Origin of the sequence: Brevibacillus fluminis (genome assembly GCF_052072235.1) — a bacterium.
GTDB lineage: Bacteria > Bacillota > Bacilli > Brevibacillales > Brevibacillaceae > Brevibacillus_D > Brevibacillus_D fluminis_A.
The window spans coordinates 523,224-540,000 of the sequence record NZ_CM125436.1 but is presented as its reverse complement, the minus strand read 5'-3'; the positions used below and the strand labels follow the sequence as shown (position 1 = coordinate 540,000).

The following is a 16,777-nucleotide window of genomic DNA, read 5'->3' as shown; positions in this document are numbered from 1 at the left end:
CCACTACTTATCAATAAGCTTTCTAGAACCCCCAGTCAAACGAGGCCACTGAAAAACTACCGATTCTTGAAAATCAAAAGATTTTAGGGGGTACAAATCTGTCTCCCTGAACGTGAAACGAGCCTTAGAAGCGATTCTAGAGGCTCGTTTTTCTTTGCGTATTTAGTTTCGCTCAACTAAGAGGACTTTTTCAGTGGCCTCAGTCAAACTGGGGGTTTTCTTTATGACGAATTGCCAAGCCTAGTACGACAGAGCTTTCCATGTATGATTCGTGAGCCGCCTTCCAGCCCAGGCATTTTCTTGGACGGTTGTTAATGAGATATAATGCTTGAGCATACTCTTCCACAGAGACCTCGGCACAGTCCCTTCCTTTGGGGAAGAATTCCCGAAGAAGACCATTTGCGTTCCGTTGGTGCCCCGTTGCCACGAAGAGTAAGGATCAGCAAAGTAAATGGCTAGATCATATGCCAACTCCAACCGTTCGTAACAGGAAAAATCCCCCTGATCAACAGTGGCTGTTTGAAGCGCCCCCTCGGGAAAGGAATCCGCGACCACTGAAATGGCCTTCTCCAGAGAGGGCAAGATAGAAGCAAGTCTGCGCCCAGCGAGCGTAGTGACGCATGCTTTCCTTTTCCCCGACCGGAAACACCCCAACCGCATCCGGCTCCGAATGACCAATACTCTGACGTTTTCTCACTTCTTTGGAACGCTGCAAAATGGCCTAGCTTACGTTGAATCGGCCACGTGTTTCGACAAAACCACGGCGTTTGCCTTTGTGTCGCAGAAAAGCAGTACCTCCTTGGACCAGAAAACCTTGATACAGCCCGCGATAGAAGGTTTTAAACGCAACTGCTGTTCGTGGCATTCTCGGCTCATCCGGCCGGCAATCTGCTCGACAGTCCAGGTTTGGGCCACCTTCCCGGCAATGTATTGTTCACGTTCGGCTATCCCTTTGCCGCGAGAAATCAAGCGATTACGTCGTTTCTCACAAGCAGCATGAGCAGCCTGCCCCATTTAGGCGCCACACTTCATATTACCATCCGTAATTCTTATACGATCACAAAAAAAGAGACGAACCAAAGGTTCGCCTCTTTCCATAAGCATGAATTACATCATGCCCATTCCGCCCATGTCAGGCATGCCTGCAGGAGCTTTGCTTTCTTCCGGTTTATCAGCAACAACCGCTTCGGTAGTCAAGAACATTGCAGCTACGGAAGCAGCGTTGGACAGTGCGGAACGAGTTACTTTCGCAGCGTCAACGATACCTGCTTCGAGCATGTTTACATACTCTTCAGTAGCAGCGTTGAAACCGATGCCTACAGCTTCTTTTTTCAGGCGATCTACGATGACAGAGCCTTCCAAACCTGCGTTGATTGCGATTTGACGAACTGGCTCTTCCAGAGCGCGCAGAACGATGGACACACCAACCGCTTCGTCGCCTTCAGCTTTGATTGCTTGAACAGCATGAGCTGCGTTGATCAGGGTAGTACCACCACCAGGTACGATACCTTCTTCAACCGCTGCACGAGTGGAGTTCAGAGCATCTTCGATGCGCAGTTTTTTCTCTTTCAATTCGGTTTCAGTCGCAGCGCCAACTTTAATAACCGCAACGCCACCAGCCAATTTAGCCAGACGCTCTTGCAGTTTTTCACGATCGAACTCGGAAGTTGTATCTTCGATTTGTTGACGGATTTGAGCTACGCGGCCATCGATTTCAGCCTTTTCGCCGCTACCTTCAACGATTGTTGTATTTTCTTTTGTAACAACCACTTTGCTTGCACGGCCAAGTTGAGTGATTTTGGTTGCTTTCAGGTCGAGACCCAATTCTTCCGTAATCACTTCACCACCGGTCAAGATCGCGATGTCTTGCAGCATCGCTTTGCGGCGATCGCCGAAGCCAGGCGCTTTAACAGCAACTGCTGTGAAAGTACCGCGCAGTTTGTTCACAACCAAGGTAGCCAAAGCTTCACCTTCAACGTCTTCAGCAATGATCAAGAGCGGTTTGCCGCTTTGTACCACTTGCTCGAGGACAGGGAGGATCTCTTGGATGTTACCGATTTTCTTGTCAGTGATCAGGATGTATGGATTGTTCAAAACAGCTTCCATTTTGTCTGTATCCGTGATCATGTAAGGGGAAGCATAGCCACGGTCGAATTGCATACCTTCAACGACTTCCAGCTCAGTGCTGAAGCCTTTGGATTCTTCGACAGTGATAACGCCGTCTTTGCCCACTTTTTCCATCGCTTCTGCGATCAGGTTACCCACTTCTTGATCGTCAGCGGAAATGGAAGCAACTTGTGCGATTGCAGCTTTGCTTTCAACAGGTTTTGCAATGGATTTGATTTCTTCAACAGCAGCGCGAACTGCTTTTTCCATACCACGGCGAATAACCATTGGGTTAGCGCCAGCTGTAACGTTTTTCAGACCTTCGCGAATCATCGCATAAGCGAGAACAGTCGCAGTGGTAGTACCGTCACCGGCAACATCGTTTGTTTTGGTCGCTACTTCTTTAACCAGCTGAGCGCCCATGTTTTCATAAGCGTCTTCCAGCTCGATTTCTTTCGCGATGGTTACGCCGTCATTGGTGATCAACGGGGAACCGAATTTTTTCTCCAATACTACGTTGCGGCCTTTTGGACCGAGGGTTACTTTAACCGCGCTTGCAAGTGTTTCAACACCGCGCAGCATAGAACGGCGCGCTTCTTCGGAGAACTTAATTTGTTTTGCCATGAAAGCTCAACCTCCTAAGGTTCGTTTGGATTATATCGACGTATTGCGAATGGATAAAGCCGCTTTATCCAATGATTGCCAAAATGTCGGATTCACGCAGAACCAGCAGTTCTTTGTTGTCCACTTTCACTTCAGTACCTGCGTATTTGGAGAAGATGACTTTGTCGCCCTCTTTCACTTCCAATGCGATGCGCTCGCCGTTGTCAGCTACGCGACCGGAACCGACTGCGATAACGCGGCCTTCTTGTGGCTTTTCCTTCGCTGTGTCTGGGAGAACAATCCCGCTAGCGGTTGTTTCGTCTTTGGAAATTGCTTCAATTACCACACGGTCACCTAATGGCTTTAACACAAAAAACACCCTCCTCAAAAATATGTAGATGTGTATTTCGTTGTTAGCACTCACCGGAGAGGAGTGCTAACACCCAATACCTATAATAATGAATCGACTCTCACATTGCAAGTAGTTTTCGGCAGTTTTTGTGTGAAATCCATCTTTACAATTTTCATGAAATGGAAAAAGCCTGTCAGCTCGCTTCACAGGCGGCCCGCTCCTGTCCCGAAAAATATTTCGGGTTCTAGCAACCTCTTTTCCTCATATAGTTAAGAGCAAAGCTAGTTTTACATGCAACGTTTAGGAGGGATACCTTTGCGCAAATGGATTGTCGCCGCCCTGCTTCTCGTAGTGTCTCTGGCAATCTCGCAAATTTTCGCTGGCGGTCACCAGGCACCAGTCAACGTCACGCAACGCACTCTCACTTTGTATATCGACGGCAAGCCAATCGGAAACACGAGCGCCTCTCAGCCGTCGGCTATCACGTACCAAGGCACTGTCTATGTACCACTTTCGCTTGTCGGCCAAAAATTGAACAAGCCTGTCGGAATCGACCCCGCCACCTCTACAGTATGGCTTGGCGAACGGCCCGCTAAACCTGCGGCAGTCCCGGCGATGGCGCCGCTTCAAGCCGAACCTGCCAAGACAAGCAAACCTGCTAAACCAGCTGCGGCACCCGCTCCCAAGACGGATGCCCCCTCGCTTTATGGCATATCTCTTGGCATGGGCCAACAAGAGGTGCTGACCGCCCTTGGAGCACCCGCTCGCAAGGAACCCGCTCAGCTCGGGTATGAGTGGTGGATTTACAACCGCGATCTCAGCCGCTATTTGCAGATCGGGATCATGGACGGAAAAGTGGTCGATCTGTATTCAAACGCTCCTACCGCACAGATTGAAGGCGTAGGAATCGGTACAACCTATCAATCTCTTTCCCGTAAATACTCAATTCAACCCATTGTCTCCTTTTCCTTCCAGCAAGCCGATGTCCAAATTACCAACCAGCCGAAAGATCGCCCGCTCGTGATCAGCCAAGGAACGCCGATCATTTTTTACCTCGACAAGCAAAACAGCGCAAACGTAACCGCCCTGCGTTTAATCGACCGATTGGCGCTTTTGCGGGGCGGTTTTTTCGAAACAAAATGGACGTATCAAGGCACTGCTCCCAACTTTGACCCACCACGGCTTTCTATCAAGCAGCAAGAGTACGTGAACAGCGCGCATGAGCGGCAAATTCTCGATCTGACCAACGTCATCCGCTACCGCAACAAGCTCCCTGCCCTCACAGCACTCGATTCTGCCGCCAACGTCGCGCGCCTGCACAGCAAAGACATGGAAATGAATCAGTATTTTGACCACGTCTCGACGATCACCGGGCTGGACCCATTCGAGCGGCTCAAACAAGCGGGTGTGACCTACAAGATGGCCGGCGAAAATATCGCAGCAGGCTTTCCGGATGCGATTGAAGCCTATGAAAGCTGGATGAACAGCCCGGGCCACCGGAAAAACATATTGGAAAAAGGGTTCCGTCAGCTAGGCGTAGGCGTCTACCTCGACTACTATACGCAAGACTTCGTGACCACCACCGACGCCCGCTAAGTCATGACGGCTTGTCGATCAACTGGCGCAGCCGGGCGAGCCCCTGGGTGAATTCGAGCAAAAGCGTCTCTTCCTTTTTCGTATGCACGATCAGCCACGGCTTGCGATTTTGTTGCTTGGGCATGATGACAAAAACCGACAGAACCTTTTCGTCAATTTTCGCTGCAGGCACGGCGAGCGATTTCGGCGGGGCAAGCGGAATTTTCACAATCAGCGCATGCTCCAGCGAGGGGGATAGCTCCAGCACCCTCCCAGTCACACTGTCTAAAATATGTAGCGCCTCCTCTTGAAATGCCGACGAATTCGCAAACGCCTGCACCACACGCTCCTGATCCGTATCGAACAGCTCCACCTGCTCTGCTGCCACGGACTCCAATGGGGAAAACAACAAGCAAAGCGCCAGAAAAAACTGCATCGCAATCCACCTTTCGCCTGTTTTCCCTAGTATTGCCGAAAAAGCAAAACCCTCTCCGCCTTTTTACGGCGTGAGAGGGTTTTCTTCCATTGTGTCATAATTGCGTTCCCATTCCTCGTCTTCCTTCAGCTGCTTGCGATAGACGACTTTGGACAGCCAGATGCTCACTTCATACAAAACAAGGAGCGGGATCATTACCATAAAGTCGCTGAGAAAATCGGGCGGGGTTAACGTGATGGCGATGACCGCCAGCACAAAGTACGCGATCCGTCTCATTTTCGCCAGACGCATCGGGTTCAGAATCCGCAATCGCGTGAGGAACATCACCACGATCGGGAGTTCAAACAGCACTCCGAACGGGATAACCATGTTAAACAAAAAGCTGAAATATTGGGCGATCCCATAGTTCGGATCGGCTTCCATCCCTTTTGTGATCCCGGCCATGAACTGCATGACCATCGGGAACACGACGAAATAGCCAAACGCGATCCCGGCAATAAACAGAAAGAATGCCACCGGAATGAAATAGAGGGTCATGCGTCGTTCCTGCACGCGCAATCCAGGACTGACAAACCGCCAGATATGAAACAAGGCGACCGGCAGCGTCACGATCATTCCGATAACAAAAGCAAACTGCATGTAAACCTGGAGAGCGTCGGAAGGATGGAACGACTTAAGCGGAACTCCTCCAGCCAAAGGGCTTTCTTTCAGATAGGTGATCACGGGATTCGCCAGAAACAACCCTGCGATCAGGGCAAGCGCAAACACGACAAGAACCCAAATAATCCGTCTGCGCAGCTCTGTCAGGTGTTCAATCATCGTCATATCACGGTCGACACTCATCCTTGCACCTGCCTTACGTTATTGCACTTTTTGCTGCTCCTCTTTCGCTTGCAGTCGCTCTTTTTCCAGTTTCTCACGGATTTCCGCTTCCATACGCTCGCGCTCGATTCTTTCGCGAATTTCTTTCTCCAGCTTCGCGCGGTCGATCGCATCTTTTTCTTGAGCGCTTACCGGAGCTGCTTCTACTTTTTTACGATCTTCTTCCTCGTCCTCGTCCTTGGTCAGGCCGCGCGTCGCATTTTTGAATTCTTTCAGGGTGTTTCCGACGGCACGTCCCAATTCAGGGAGCTTTTTCGGGCCAAACAGTACAAGTGCCAAAAGCAAAATAAGAATTAATCCAGGAATCCCAATCGAACTCATCACAAAACGCCCCTTTCAAATTGTGTTTCTTTTAACATTTGCGCAAGCCGCCATAGCCTAGCCGTGTCATATCATCCGCCGCGATGCGCTCGCCGGCCAAAATTCTCGGGAGAAACACATCGAACGATGTAAACGGCTCGTGCATGACTGCGCCTGGCAGGCCTAAAATCGGGATATTCCCGATATAGCCAACCAATAGCATCGACCCCGGAAGCATCGGCGTCCCGTAGCGGACCACTTCCGCCCCCGCTCCTGCGATCGCCCCTGGCGTCCGGTCATCCGGGTCAACCGACATGCCGCCGGTCACCAGAATGAGATCCACCTGCTGCTCGACAAAATAACGAATCTCCCGCTCGATCAGCGCCTTATCATCCGGCGCCAAGCGCTGCTCGACCACTTCAGAGCCGAACGCCTCCACCTTCGCCTTGATCGCCGGACCGAATTTGTCGGCGATGCGTCCGCCAAACACCTCGCTGCCGGTCGTGACCAAGCCGATGCGCCGCTTCGGGAACGGAATCACATCGACGATCGGACCTGCGAATGTCGCTGCCAGTTTTTCCAGCTCGACGATGCGCTCTTCCTCGATGATCAGCGGGATGATGCGCGTGGCCGCCACCGATCCCCCCGGCTGCACCACCTGATTGGTTTCGACCGTCGCGAGCGCAATCGCTTCCAGACTGTTGATGGCATGAATCGCCGCCTCATTGATTTTAGTCAATCCGAGGGTAGGTGTCTTCAAGCTAATTTTTCCTTCATACGGCTCTGTCTTCATCAGCGAAGGCCCTGCAACCGCTGCCGCGATACGTTCGGCAGCCTCGTTTTCGTGCAAGCAGTTTTCGGGCATGTCCAAGATGTAGATGTGCTCCTTGCCGATCGACAGCAAGGGCTCGATATCGTCTTCCGTAATCACATGCCCCTTTTTAAACAAACGCCCTTTAAACTCGCCGGGCAAAATCTGTGTCATGTCATGCGGCAGGACGAGCCCAACCGCTTCGCGGACTGGCACCTCTTTAAAAGAAGGCTTGTTTACCAACCCAATCCGCCCCAATCCTCATCCGCCTTTTCCGTTCCTTGCAGAATGTAAAGTGCGTCCGGAAGCATATCCGCAATCGCCTCAAAGCAGATTTTGACGCCTTTCGGGTGTCCTGGCAGGTTGAAGATCAAGGAATTGCCCCGTGTTCCGGCGGCTGCGCGCGTCAGCATGGCGCGTCTCGACTGCTGCATGCCTGCGCGTCTCATTTCCTCCACCAGTCCAGGCATCGGGCGGTCAATCACCCATTGGGTCACCTCAGGCGTTACGTCCCTTGGGCTTAAACCGGTTCCGCCAGCGACAATCAACAGATCGCACTTTTCACGGTCAACCAGCTCTATCATCGTTTCTTGCAGCTCTTCCATGTTGTCAGGCACTTTGCGATGAACGGCAACTTCACATTTCAACCATTCGCGAATCAGCACCTTGAGCAACTCGATGCGGTCATCCTCCCGCTCTCCGCGGGCAATTGAATCACTTGCGGTAATGACGCCGATTTTCCATTGGGACATGTTCATACCTCCAGTCAATACTCCATTATACTATATCGGTCCGCACTAGCTGCGTTCGAACTGTGGCGGAAATGTAGCAGATATACCTGATTCTGTCGCGATGTACGGAACGCGAAAATCATGGGGCTCTGTCGGAACTTCATCGACTACCTGCACGTCAAACGAAAGGCCGATCAAAAGCGGCGCTGCGGGCAATCCGGCAAGAAACCGGTCATAGTAGCCGGCACCATACCCCATCCTTCCACCTCGGCGGTCAAAAGCGACGCCAGGCAGCACGACCGCATCGAGCTTCGCCACGTCGGCGGGCGCACAGCGGGCAATGTCCGGCTCGCAGATGCCATACGATCCTAGCTTGAGGCAATCTTCCCCGGTATAAACATAAGGAATGATCCGCTTATTCTTCATATCGGTATACGGCAGCCACACCTCCTGCCCTCGCTTCTGGGCAAACGCTAAAAACGGCCGGGTGTCAATCTCGTCGCGGAACGGGTAAAACACCATCACGGTTTTGCAGGCGGCCAACTCATCAAACTGCATCAGAAACTGGACAGCCCGGGCCGACCGCTCGCATCGCTCCTGCTCGGACAACGCTTGGCGCCGTACCAAAACCTGATTTCGCAAAGCCTGTTTCCGCGCTTTCATCTCCATATGAAATTCCTCTCCCCTTGTCCACTCTCTCTTCATTGGGATACACTAGATAGAATGAATTACCTTGAGGTGAAATCATGATTTTATTACAAGCAGAACGCATCCAAAAAGCGTACGGTATCGATGTTATTTTACAAGATATTTCCCTTCAAATACAAACAGGAGAACGCGTCGGTTTGGTCGGTGTCAACGGCGCGGGCAAATCCACCCTGATGAAAATCCTCGCCGGACAGCTCAGCTATGACAGCGGCGCGGTTCGCATCCCCAAGGAAGTGACGATGGGGTATTTGGCGCAGAACACGGGGTTGGAATCGGAAAACTCGATCTGGGCGGAGATGTTGCTCGTCTTTACCGACCTGCAAAAGGAAGAAGCGGAACTGCGCAAGCTGGAAGCCATGATGGGCGATCCGGCTGTTCTCGCTGACGAGCGGCGCTACCAGCAAATTCTGGAGGATTACTCCCGGCGCTCCGAGGCGTTCAAGGAGCGCGGAGGTTACAGCTACGAGGCTTCGATCCGCGGCGTGCTGCACGGCCTGCGTTTTGCCGAAATGGACTATCAGTCTCCGATCAAGACGCTCAGCGGCGGACAAAAGACCCGCCTTGCATTGGCCAAGCTCTTGCTCCAATCGCCTGACCTTTTGCTGTTGGACGAGCCGACGAACCATCTGGATATCGAGACGCTCACCTGGCTGGAAGGTTATTTGCAAAATTACAAGGGAGCCGTCCTGATCGTCTCCCATGACCGCTATTTCCTCGACAAGCTGGTCAATGTGGTATATGAGATCGAGCGCACGCGAGCGACCCGCTATGTCGGCAACTACTCCCGCTTTCTCGACCTGAAGGCCGCCTCGCTGGAGCAGGAGCTGAAAAAGTTCGACAAGCAGCAGGAGGAAATCGCCAAGCTCGAAGATTTCATCGCTCGCAACCTTGCGCGCGCCTCCACTACCAAGCGGGCGCAGAGCAGACGCAAAACGCTGGAAAAAATGGACCGGATGGAGAAGCCGATCGCCCATAACAAATCGGCCAGCTTTTCTTTCGATATTGCCAAAATGAGCGGGCATGTGGTGATGAAAGCGTCCGGCTTGTCCATCGGCTATCCGGACGCCGTCCTCTCCCGCAACCTCAGCTTCGAGATCGAGCGAGAAGAACGAGTGGCATTGGTCGGGCCGAACGGAATCGGCAAATCGACGCTGCTCAAAACGATCGTCGGTCAATTGCAACAGCATGCCGGCACGTTCCAATTGGGCAGCAACGTGATGATCGGCTATTACGATCAGGAGCAGCGGCACCTCAATACAAGCAAAACGATTCTTGCTGAAATTTGGGATGATTATCCACTCATGCCGGAGAAAGATGTGCGCACCTTGCTCGGCAACTTCCTGTTTTCCGGGGACGACGTGCAAAAGCGGATCGGCGAGCTGTCCGGTGGCGAGCGAGCGCGGGTTTCCTTGGCCAAGCTCCTTCTGAAGCAAGCCAACTTCCTCATTTTCGACGAGCCGACCAACCATCTGGACATCCTCAGCAAGGAAGTGCTGGAAAACGCGCTGTACGACTACCCGGGCACCATCCTGTTCGTTTCGCATGACCGCTACTTCCTGAACAAGATCGCGACGCGCGTGCTCGAACTGTCGCCCGATGGCGTCACAAGCTACCTCGGCAATTACGATTACTTTGTCGAGAAAAAGCAGGAGCTGGCGGAAATGGCGGCTGAGCAAGCGGCAGCCAATGCTGCAAAACGCGGCGCTTCCGCCGAGCCTGTGGAAAAAAGCAGCTACGAGCAGGATAAGGATGCCAAACGCCGCGAGCGGCAGCGCCAAAAGCGGCTGGAAGAAATCGAAGCTGCGATCATGCAATGCGAGGAAACGATCGCCCGTCTGGAGGGTGAACTCTGCCTTCCGGAAGTATACAGCGATCATGTGCAGGCGCAGCAGCGCAACGATCAGATTCAGCAGGCAAAAACGCAAATCGAGTCGCTGTACGAAGAGTGGCAGGAGCTGTCCGAATAGCAGGATCGCGTATTCGATACGATGACAAGCTACGTGGACCGCTCAGCCGAAAGCGCCCGGTCATCAAGCGCCGCATACAACGCCGGGATGGCGAAGAAAATGATCGATGTGGCGGCAGAGATGATCCCCGAATCGTTCAAAATCAATCCGGCGAGAGAACCTGCGACGATCCCGCGGAACCCGCCGATGAGAAACGGCCATTTTCGGGCAAGGTGCTGCATGAAGCGGCCTGACCAAAATGTCAGCACGCCGAGCGCGATCAATGAGACAAAAAACCCTTTGCTCCAAAGCGAGACGCGGATCAACCTCACATTCATCGCCACTTTCCGTTCCACAATCTGCGCGATCGCTGTCCAATCGCCCGCCACGATCTGCTGGGCAACCTTGCCCACATGTGTGAGCGGTTCGGCGGACCAAAGGTTGGCTGCAATCAAAATACCGATTCCACCGGCGAGAATTCCCGCAAAGAGTAGGAGTTCTCGCCTTTTTATCGTCACTTGGCGGAATCGCAGCATCGCCATACCGAATCCGATCGCCCCCGCCAAAAACCCGCCTGCATTCGCCCCAAACGACGGCAAAGCCATATAGATGAGCACCCCCCCGAATACAAGGGCGGCAGCAAGATCACACGTCCGCCCCCGCCGCCTGCCTCCCCTTTCGTAGACAGCCGCCGCAAAAAGAATGCTGGCACCGATCAGCACGCCTTCCAGTTCGTTCCCCAATCCGTAAAAGCGTGCGCCGATGACCGGGTCGTAGCCAAGATAAGAGCGGCTGATGATGCGCCCGCCCATGAAGCCGTCCGCCACTATGCCGGCAGCCGTGAGTCCACCCGTCAGCATCAGCGCGGGGACAAACCCGCGCCCTTCCAGCCAAGTCGCGATGATCATCGTCACGAAGAACAGCAGGGCAAGAATCACGACAGGCGGCAGCCGCCAAGGAAGCAAAGGCTCCACGAGCAAAAGCCCCGGATAAAACAAAAGGGAAAACAGCACAATTCGCACAGGACGCTTCACCCCCACTGCAATCGGCACCCCCGTCTTGCGCTGCCAAAGCCAGATCGCAAGCCCGGCAACAAGCGCGACGATCTGCATGATCACATAGCCGGAAAGAACGGCGGAGCGGTACCGGTACACATGGTCGATCCAATTCACTCTCGCAAACATTTCATCCATCGATAGCCCATCCGCACCCTTGGCACGCATGACATGACCTGTCGCTTCAGCGGGGATCGGCAGATCGAGCCATGCGAGCAGCGTCGGCATCACGTCAAGACCGCTCACCAACCCGTCTTGCCGTGTTGTATAAGAAAAAAGCGAACCGCTTCGATTCTCCTGCCAGACCAGAATCGGCAGCAAAAGCGATTTCGCCTTCTGTGCAGCAGGATTGACGCCCGAGGAAGCGACCATGAGCATTTGTTTGTTCGCCTGTTGGTCGGCGGTCAGCCGGGCGAGAAATCGCCCCAGATCAGTTATCACCGCTTGGTATTGTCGTTCGAACCGCTCCGGGCTCATCATCGGCTGCAGCCTGTAGAGACGGGCCAGGTCGCCGAGTTCAATGACGGTAATGCCGCTGCCTTGCTGCATCGCCGCGCTCCGGGCCAGCTTGTCATAATCCGTTCTCACGCCATAAGGGTACGTGGGAGCCTGCCTGAGCGTTCCCGCCGTAACATCCCCATCTGCGATCATGCCGTCCCTGTCCATCGCAAAGAGCGCCGCCGGCCTCTGCCGAACGGCACCGTAGTCGTTGTTTCCCAGCAGCGTCATGCGCATGCCGTGTTCTTTCAGCGTGCTCCCGAGCAATCCGATTCGTTCCGTGAAAGGGCGATCCTGATTGTCATTCAGCAGCCGCTGGATTCCCGGAAACAAAACGGCTGCGCGTTCCGCTCCCCCTCCGTCCAAGCGCCCGACCTGCTTCATCCGTTCCCCTGCCCGCTCGCCGTTTGAAAGCAGCTCTTCCGGAGAATAAGCGGTACCGCTCGGAGCCGTATATACTGCCTGCGCGCCGCTCCCCATCAGCAAATAGGCATTTTCCGCCGTCCGGGCTCCCGGCGTACGGATACTCATCGCCCCAAAGGCTGCGGAAGAAAGCGCTGCTTGTAGCTGTGGATGATTTCTCAACTTGTCCACATCCGCAAACGAGAGCCCGTCGATAAACACGACAACCGCTTGCCTTGTGTCTGAAGCTGCCGCCAGTCCGCTATCCGCTTGAACAAGCATGGGGATAAGCAGCAATAATATCCACATTATTTGCACAATTTGTTTATAACTCATGGTGCCTCCTGTTGATAACTGCATGATAACCTGTGGATTAAAGATAGTTTATCAACATGTTTATCCACATAAATCACAGCTGACTTTGCAATGTTTCACTACCTTTAACAAGCCTTTTCCAAGGTTTATCACCATTATTCACAACAAATCATTCGGGCAATCTGTCAGCCTTCACAAAACCTGTGGATAATGTGAAAAACGCGTCTCCGCCTAACCGTCGACGGGGCCGCGCTTGCACTACTGCTGTACAAAAAAACCTCTGCCGAGCTTTACTCAGCAGAGGTTTCCAGCGACAGATTGGGTGTTCCGTTCAGATCAAGCGAAGCAAATTTCCCTTGCTGATACGAGACGAATCCCGCAGCAGCGATCATGGCCGCATTATCCGTGCAGAGCACAAGCGGCGGAATGACCAGCGGAACATTCGCCTCTTCGCATCGGTGCTGCAGCGCCGTGCGCAGCCCTTTATTCGCGGCGACGCCACCGGCCAGCACCACCTGTTTCACATCGAATTCTTTGGCGGCGCGAATGGTTTTTTCCACAAGCACCTCCACAACCGACGACTGAAAGCTTGCCGCCAAGTCGACAGGATCGATCGTTTCGCCCCGTTGTGCAGCATTGTGCAGCGTGTTCAACACCGCCGATTTGAGACCGCTGAAACTGAAATCATACGAGTCCGGCTCCAGCCATGCACGCGGCAGCGGAACGGACGGATTGCCTTCCGCCGCCATCCGGTCGATATGCGGCCCTCCCGGATACGGCAGGGAAAGCGCCCGCGCCACCTTGTCGTATGCCTCTCCGGCAGCATCGTCGCGGGTTTCCCCGAGAATGCGGAAATGGTTGTGCTCCTTCATCAGCACAAGCTCCGTATGCCCCCCCGAAACCACCAGCGCGAGCAGCGGAAATTGCATTTCCTCCACAAGCCGGTTTGCATAAATGTGGCCCGCGATATGGTGTACCCCGATCAAGGGAATCTCCCGTGCAAAGGCGATCGCTTTGGCCGCTGCCACACCGACCAGCAGCGCTCCGACCAACCCCGGGCCGCATGTGACGGCAATCGCGTCGATGTCGTCCAGCGTTTTTTCCGCCACCTGCAGCGCTTCCTCAATGGTGAGCGTAATGTTTTCCACATGACGCCGCGATGCAACCTCCGGCACTACACCGCCAAACCGTTTATGAATGTCAGCTTGCGACGCGATGATGTTGGACAGCACAATCCGCCCATCCTGCACGACTGCCGCCGATGTTTCGTCACAGCTCGTCTCGATACCCAAAATGTAAACCGGACGATCCGATTCATTCCTGTTCATCTTCATTCAATTCCACCCACATGATAATGGCATCTTCATTATTATCGGAATAATAGCCTTTTCTTACCCCGGCCGCGATGAAGCCGAGTTTGCCGTACAGATTGCGCGCCGTCGTATTGGACGGGCGCACCTCCAGCGTCATCCGTTCCGCGCCGAACAGACGGGCCAGCCCCATGATCTGACGCATGAGCCGCTCGCCGATCTTGCGCCCGCGGTAATCCGGATGGACCGCGATGTTGGTGATATGCGCCTCGTCGAGGATCACCCAGACGCCGCAGTATGCCACCACTTTCTCATCTGCGATGGCCAGCAAATATTTTGCATTTTGGTTGATCGTCAGTTCATTGACAAACGCATCGACCGGCCAAGGCGTCGGAAATGCCAACCTTTCCAGCTCCCCTACCGCTTCTACGTCATCCAACGTCATGAAGCGAAAAGTGAGCCAATCCTTTTCCGCCATGAGATTCCCTCTTTTTATGAATGTCTTATTGTTTGTTCGCCGCAAGCCATTTGGCTTCCGCCTCTGCCACCTGCAAATATTCCGGCATCAGCTCATGCGGCGATCCGGCGTCAGCCAGCAGCGGCAGCGCTGTCATACCGATGTGCGAAGCCCGCGGCAAATTGTCCGCTGGAGAAGCAAATCGCGCCTGGCTGCCCACGATCTCCACAATCGTCTCCCGATGCATCGCCGTGTCGTCGCCGAGAAACAGCAGCGGCTTTTCCCCAACTTGCTGCGAAACGATCGGGAGCCACTCTTTCAGCAAAATGATCCGCTCCGCAAGCTCTGCCTCCACCGAGGCGTTCTGACCGGACCGGAACAAGCCGGAATAAACTTGTCCGCGCCTAGCGTCAAACAGCGGCACAATGCCTCCGTCAAACCCGGCTGCATTGCAGGCCAACGCCTGCAGGCTGGAAATCCCGACGACCGGTATTCCCAGTGACCACGCCATGCTTTTGGCCGTCGCCACTCCAATGCGCACGCCGGTGTAAGAACCCGGTCCTTTGGCAACGGCAATGCCTGAAAGATCTTTTGGCTTGATCCCCAATTGCCCCATCAAATAAGAAACGCTTTCCATCAGCGTCACCGAGTGGTTTTTGTTCAGATTGGTTGTCAGCTCGCCCAAAACGCGCGCTTCTTCGACAATTGCCACACTTAATACCAAATTAGACGTGTCGATCGCCAAAACCCGCATTACGCTCAAACTCCTCGCACAATTCGACATAGCGCTTCCCTTGCGGAGACAGCGCTATGAATCGAACATCATTTTCATCGCCCCTGGCAAGCGTGATCGTCAGTCGGTCCTGGGGCAGCCACGCTTCGATCAGCGAGGCCCATTCCACGACACAAACACCGTCGCCATAAAAGTATTCATCCGCTCCCACCGACTCGATGTCCTCGCCCACGCGGTACACATCAAAATGATAGAGCGGCAGCCGGCCGGCGTATTCTTTCACGATCGTAAAGGTCGGACTGTTGACTGCGCCTTTGATCCCCAACCCTTGGGCAAGTCCTTGGGTAAAAGTTGTTTTGCCAGCGCCCAAATCGCCTTCCAACGACAAAAAATCGCCTGGCGCAAGCATCGCGGCAAGCGCTGCCGCGAAATCACGCGTCTTTCCCGCATCGTCCAGCCGCCATTTGTACGTCTTTTCCATTCGCACCCTCCTTGCCGGTTCCCTGCGGCTTTTCACCGAAAATGATTGTAGCCGTCTTTGTTCAATCGCTTGCTGCTGCCATCCGGCGCTTGCAAAAACACTTGCGGCGAACCCGCCTCAATTTTTCCGATGAGCGAAAAGGACAATCCTTGCCGGGCGAACATTTGCGCAAGAATCTCCGCCTTCGTTCCCTGCACCGTCCCGACCAGCTGGTAGTCCTCTCCCCCGTATAAAGCCCAGTCCACCGCATCTTTGCCGACCGTCTCGGCATACTCCCGTACAAGTCCGGCCATCGGGAGCATGTCCCGCTCCACAAAGATGGCCACGCCGCTTGCTTCCGCGATTTCCCACAGCTCGGAAGCGAGCCCGTCGCTTACATCGTTCAGCGCGCCAATCCCCGACGCCTGCTGCAAAAGCCTGCCAGCCATCACCTGCGCGCTCGGCCGTTGATGCAGGCGGACCAGCGGCTCCCAGTATGGATCGTACTGCATGGGCGTACCCTGTTCTTTTGCTTTGAGCAGCAGATCCAATCCAGCCGCGGCTCCTCCCACTGTGCCCGTCACAAACACCGCGTCGCCCGGTTTTGCCGCCGAACGCAGAAGCGCCATGCCCCTCTCCACTTCACCAAGCATCGTCACCGACAAATGAAGAGCGTCCGGAGCCGAAACGGTATCCCCGCCGATGATCCGAACCCCGTATTCCCTGCACGCCTCATACATACCGTCGTAAATCTGGCTGCATTCCTCCGGTGTCCAGGCAGCGGGCTTGGCGATCGTCACCATTGCGAATCGGGGAACACCACCCATCGCCGCGATATCGCTGATGTTGCTGACGAACAATTTATATCCGACATCGGTGTGATGCATCGTTTCCCGCAAAAAATGCACCGTCTCGATCATCGCGTCACAGCAAGCAATCACTTCTTTATCTGAAGACACGGAAAAAACGGCAGCATCATCCCCGATCCCCACCACCAAACCGTCTCCTGCCTGACCGGCAGATCGTCCGGTCCATTGACGGATGTAGGAGAATTCATCGTTTGCCACCGTAACCGCCTCACTTTGCCCTTGTTTTCA

At 54.0% G+C, this 16,777-nt stretch carries 17 protein-coding genes; 2 read left to right on the top strand and 15 right to left on the bottom strand.

Features of this window, described 5'->3' with window-relative positions:
* Positions 1 to 726: 726 nt before the first annotated feature.
* From ACTID9_RS03045 to groES, 3 genes are all read right to left on the bottom strand, one after another.
* The gene (locus ACTID9_RS03045) at positions 727 to 1,014 is read right to left on the bottom strand and encodes a hypothetical protein (protein ID WP_441069784.1); all 288 of its coding nucleotides are present in this window, start codon (positions 1,012 to 1,014) and stop codon (positions 727 to 729) included.
* Positions 1,015 to 1,107: 93 nt separating this feature from the next.
* Positions 1,108 to 2,730, bottom strand: a complete 1,623-nt coding sequence (gene groL / locus ACTID9_RS03040) for a chaperonin GroEL (protein ID WP_441069783.1) — start codon at positions 2,728 to 2,730, stop codon at positions 1,108 to 1,110.
* Between the two features lie 64 nt (positions 2,731 to 2,794).
* On the bottom strand, positions 2,795 to 3,079 hold the full coding sequence (gene groES, locus ACTID9_RS03035) for a co-chaperone GroES (RefSeq protein ID WP_122916905.1): 285 nt from the start codon (positions 3,077 to 3,079) through the stop codon (positions 2,795 to 2,797).
* A 297-nt stretch (positions 3,080 to 3,376) separates the two neighbouring features.
* On the opposite strand from groES, the gene ACTID9_RS03030 reads away from it, so the two are divergent.
* Positions 3,377 to 4,657, top strand: coding sequence for a CAP domain-containing protein (locus ACTID9_RS03030; RefSeq protein ID WP_441069782.1), 1,281 nt, complete (start codon positions 3,377 to 3,379; stop codon positions 4,655 to 4,657).
* 1 nt (position 4,658) lies between these two features.
* On the opposite strand, the gene ACTID9_RS03025 is transcribed toward ACTID9_RS03030, so the two are convergent.
* The 6 genes from ACTID9_RS03025 to ACTID9_RS03000 form a co-directional block, all read right to left on the bottom strand.
* Positions 4,659 to 5,072 carry a hypothetical protein gene (locus ACTID9_RS03025; RefSeq protein ID WP_441069781.1) on the bottom strand — a complete coding sequence of 138 codons (414 nt, stop codon included), beginning with the start codon at positions 5,070 to 5,072 and terminating at the stop codon, positions 4,659 to 4,661.
* A gap of 63 nt (positions 5,073 to 5,135) precedes the next feature.
* Positions 5,136 to 5,915, bottom strand: coding sequence for a twin-arginine translocase subunit TatC (tatC, locus tag ACTID9_RS03020; protein WP_441069780.1), 780 nt, complete (start codon positions 5,913 to 5,915; stop codon positions 5,136 to 5,138).
* Between the two features lie 18 nt (positions 5,916 to 5,933).
* Positions 5,934 to 6,275 (bottom strand): twin-arginine translocase TatA/TatE family subunit, encoded by a 342-nt coding sequence (gene tatA, locus ACTID9_RS03015; protein ID WP_441069779.1) that lies wholly within the window; start codon positions 6,273 to 6,275, stop codon positions 5,934 to 5,936.
* Positions 6,276 to 6,306: 31 nt separating this feature from the next.
* Complete coding sequence (locus tag ACTID9_RS03010; RefSeq protein WP_441072381.1) at positions 6,307 to 7,308, bottom strand: molybdopterin-binding protein; 1,002 nt, start codon at positions 7,306 to 7,308, stop codon at positions 6,307 to 6,309.
* Positions 7,302 to 7,817: a MogA/MoaB family molybdenum cofactor biosynthesis protein gene (locus ACTID9_RS03005; protein WP_441069778.1), complete on the bottom strand. Its 516-nt coding sequence runs from the start codon at positions 7,815 to 7,817 to the stop codon at positions 7,302 to 7,304. Before ACTID9_RS03005 ends, ACTID9_RS03010 begins: the two co-directional genes overlap by 7 nt.
* A 45-nt stretch (positions 7,818 to 7,862) precedes the next feature.
* Entirely contained in the window at positions 7,863 to 8,465 is a 603-nt protein-coding gene (locus tag ACTID9_RS03000; protein ID WP_441069777.1) for a 5-formyltetrahydrofolate cyclo-ligase, read from the bottom strand.
* A gap of 77 nt (positions 8,466 to 8,542) precedes the next feature.
* Here ACTID9_RS03000 and ACTID9_RS02995 point away from each other — a divergent pair, with 77 nt between their 5' ends.
* On the top strand, positions 8,543 to 10,471 hold the full coding sequence (locus ACTID9_RS02995; protein ID WP_441069776.1) for an ABC-F family ATP-binding cassette domain-containing protein: 1,929 nt from the start codon (positions 8,543 to 8,545) through the stop codon (positions 10,469 to 10,471).
* Positions 10,472 to 10,500: 29 nt separating this feature from the next.
* Here ACTID9_RS02995 and ACTID9_RS02990 read toward each other — a convergent pair whose 3' ends face one another.
* From ACTID9_RS02990 to thiL, 6 genes are all read right to left on the bottom strand, one after another.
* The gene (locus tag ACTID9_RS02990) at positions 10,501 to 12,741 is read right to left on the bottom strand and encodes a hypothetical protein (protein ID WP_441069775.1); all 2,241 of its coding nucleotides are present in this window, start codon (positions 12,739 to 12,741) and stop codon (positions 10,501 to 10,503) included.
* A 269-nt stretch (positions 12,742 to 13,010) separates the two neighbouring features.
* Positions 13,011 to 14,054: a tRNA (adenosine(37)-N6)-threonylcarbamoyltransferase complex transferase subunit TsaD gene (gene tsaD, locus ACTID9_RS02985; protein WP_441069774.1), complete on the bottom strand. Its 1,044-nt coding sequence runs from the start codon at positions 14,052 to 14,054 to the stop codon at positions 13,011 to 13,013.
* On the bottom strand, positions 14,035 to 14,508 hold the full coding sequence (gene rimI, locus ACTID9_RS02980; protein ID WP_441069773.1) for a ribosomal protein S18-alanine N-acetyltransferase: 474 nt from the start codon (positions 14,506 to 14,508) through the stop codon (positions 14,035 to 14,037). The genes tsaD and rimI overlap by 20 nt, the downstream gene beginning before the upstream one ends.
* A gap of 25 nt (positions 14,509 to 14,533) precedes the next feature.
* On the bottom strand, positions 14,534 to 15,241 hold the full coding sequence (gene tsaB, locus ACTID9_RS02975; protein ID WP_441069772.1) for a tRNA (adenosine(37)-N6)-threonylcarbamoyltransferase complex dimerization subunit type 1 TsaB: 708 nt from the start codon (positions 15,239 to 15,241) through the stop codon (positions 14,534 to 14,536).
* The gene (tsaE, locus tag ACTID9_RS02970; RefSeq protein WP_441069771.1) at positions 15,213 to 15,701 is read right to left on the bottom strand and encodes a tRNA (adenosine(37)-N6)-threonylcarbamoyltransferase complex ATPase subunit type 1 TsaE; all 489 of its coding nucleotides are present in this window, start codon (positions 15,699 to 15,701) and stop codon (positions 15,213 to 15,215) included. Before tsaE ends, tsaB begins: the two co-directional genes overlap by 29 nt.
* 32 nt (positions 15,702 to 15,733) lie before the next feature.
* The gene (gene thiL / locus ACTID9_RS02965; protein WP_441069770.1) at positions 15,734 to 16,747 is read right to left on the bottom strand and encodes a thiamine-phosphate kinase; all 1,014 of its coding nucleotides are present in this window, start codon (positions 16,745 to 16,747) and stop codon (positions 15,734 to 15,736) included.
* Positions 16,748 to 16,777: the final 30 nt, after the last annotated feature.

Bases quoted from the DNA above. Each gene is read 5' to 3' on its own strand.
- tatA (WP_441069779.1), bottom strand. From the start codon at position 6,275: ATGAGTTCGATTGGGATTCCTGGATTAATTCTTATTTTGCTTTTGGCA.
- ACTID9_RS03045 (WP_441069784.1), bottom strand. From the start codon at position 1,014: ATGGGGCAGGCTGCTCATGCTGCTTGTGAGAAACGACGTAATCGCTTG.
- ACTID9_RS03005 (WP_441069778.1), bottom strand. From the start codon at position 7,817: ATGTCCCAATGGAAAATCGGCGTCATTACCGCAAGTGATTCAATTGCC.
- rimI (WP_441069773.1), bottom strand. From the start codon at position 14,508: ATGGCGGAAAAGGATTGGCTCACTTTTCGCTTCATGACGTTGGATGAC.
- tsaB (WP_441069772.1), bottom strand. From the start codon at position 15,241: ATGCGGGTTTTGGCGATCGACACGTCTAATTTGGTATTAAGTGTGGCA.
- groL (WP_441069783.1), bottom strand. From the start codon at position 2,730: ATGGCAAAACAAATTAAGTTCTCCGAAGAAGCGCGCCGTTCTATGCTG.
- ACTID9_RS02995 (WP_441069776.1), top strand. From the start codon at position 8,543: ATGATTTTATTACAAGCAGAACGCATCCAAAAAGCGTACGGTATCGAT.
- ACTID9_RS03025 (WP_441069781.1), bottom strand. From the start codon at position 5,072: ATGCAGTTTTTTCTGGCGCTTTGCTTGTTGTTTTCCCCATTGGAGTCC.
- tsaD (WP_441069774.1), bottom strand. From the start codon at position 14,054: ATGAAGATGAACAGGAATGAATCGGATCGTCCGGTTTACATTTTGGGT.
- ACTID9_RS03000 (WP_441069777.1), bottom strand. From the start codon at position 8,465: ATGGAGATGAAAGCGCGGAAACAGGCTTTGCGAAATCAGGTTTTGGTA.
- tsaE (WP_441069771.1), bottom strand. From the start codon at position 15,701: ATGGAAAAGACGTACAAATGGCGGCTGGACGATGCGGGAAAGACGCGT.
- ACTID9_RS02990 (WP_441069775.1), bottom strand. From the start codon at position 12,741: ATGAGTTATAAACAAATTGTGCAAATAATGTGGATATTATTGCTGCTT.
- tatC (WP_441069780.1), bottom strand. From the start codon at position 5,915: ATGAGTGTCGACCGTGATATGACGATGATTGAACACCTGACAGAGCTG.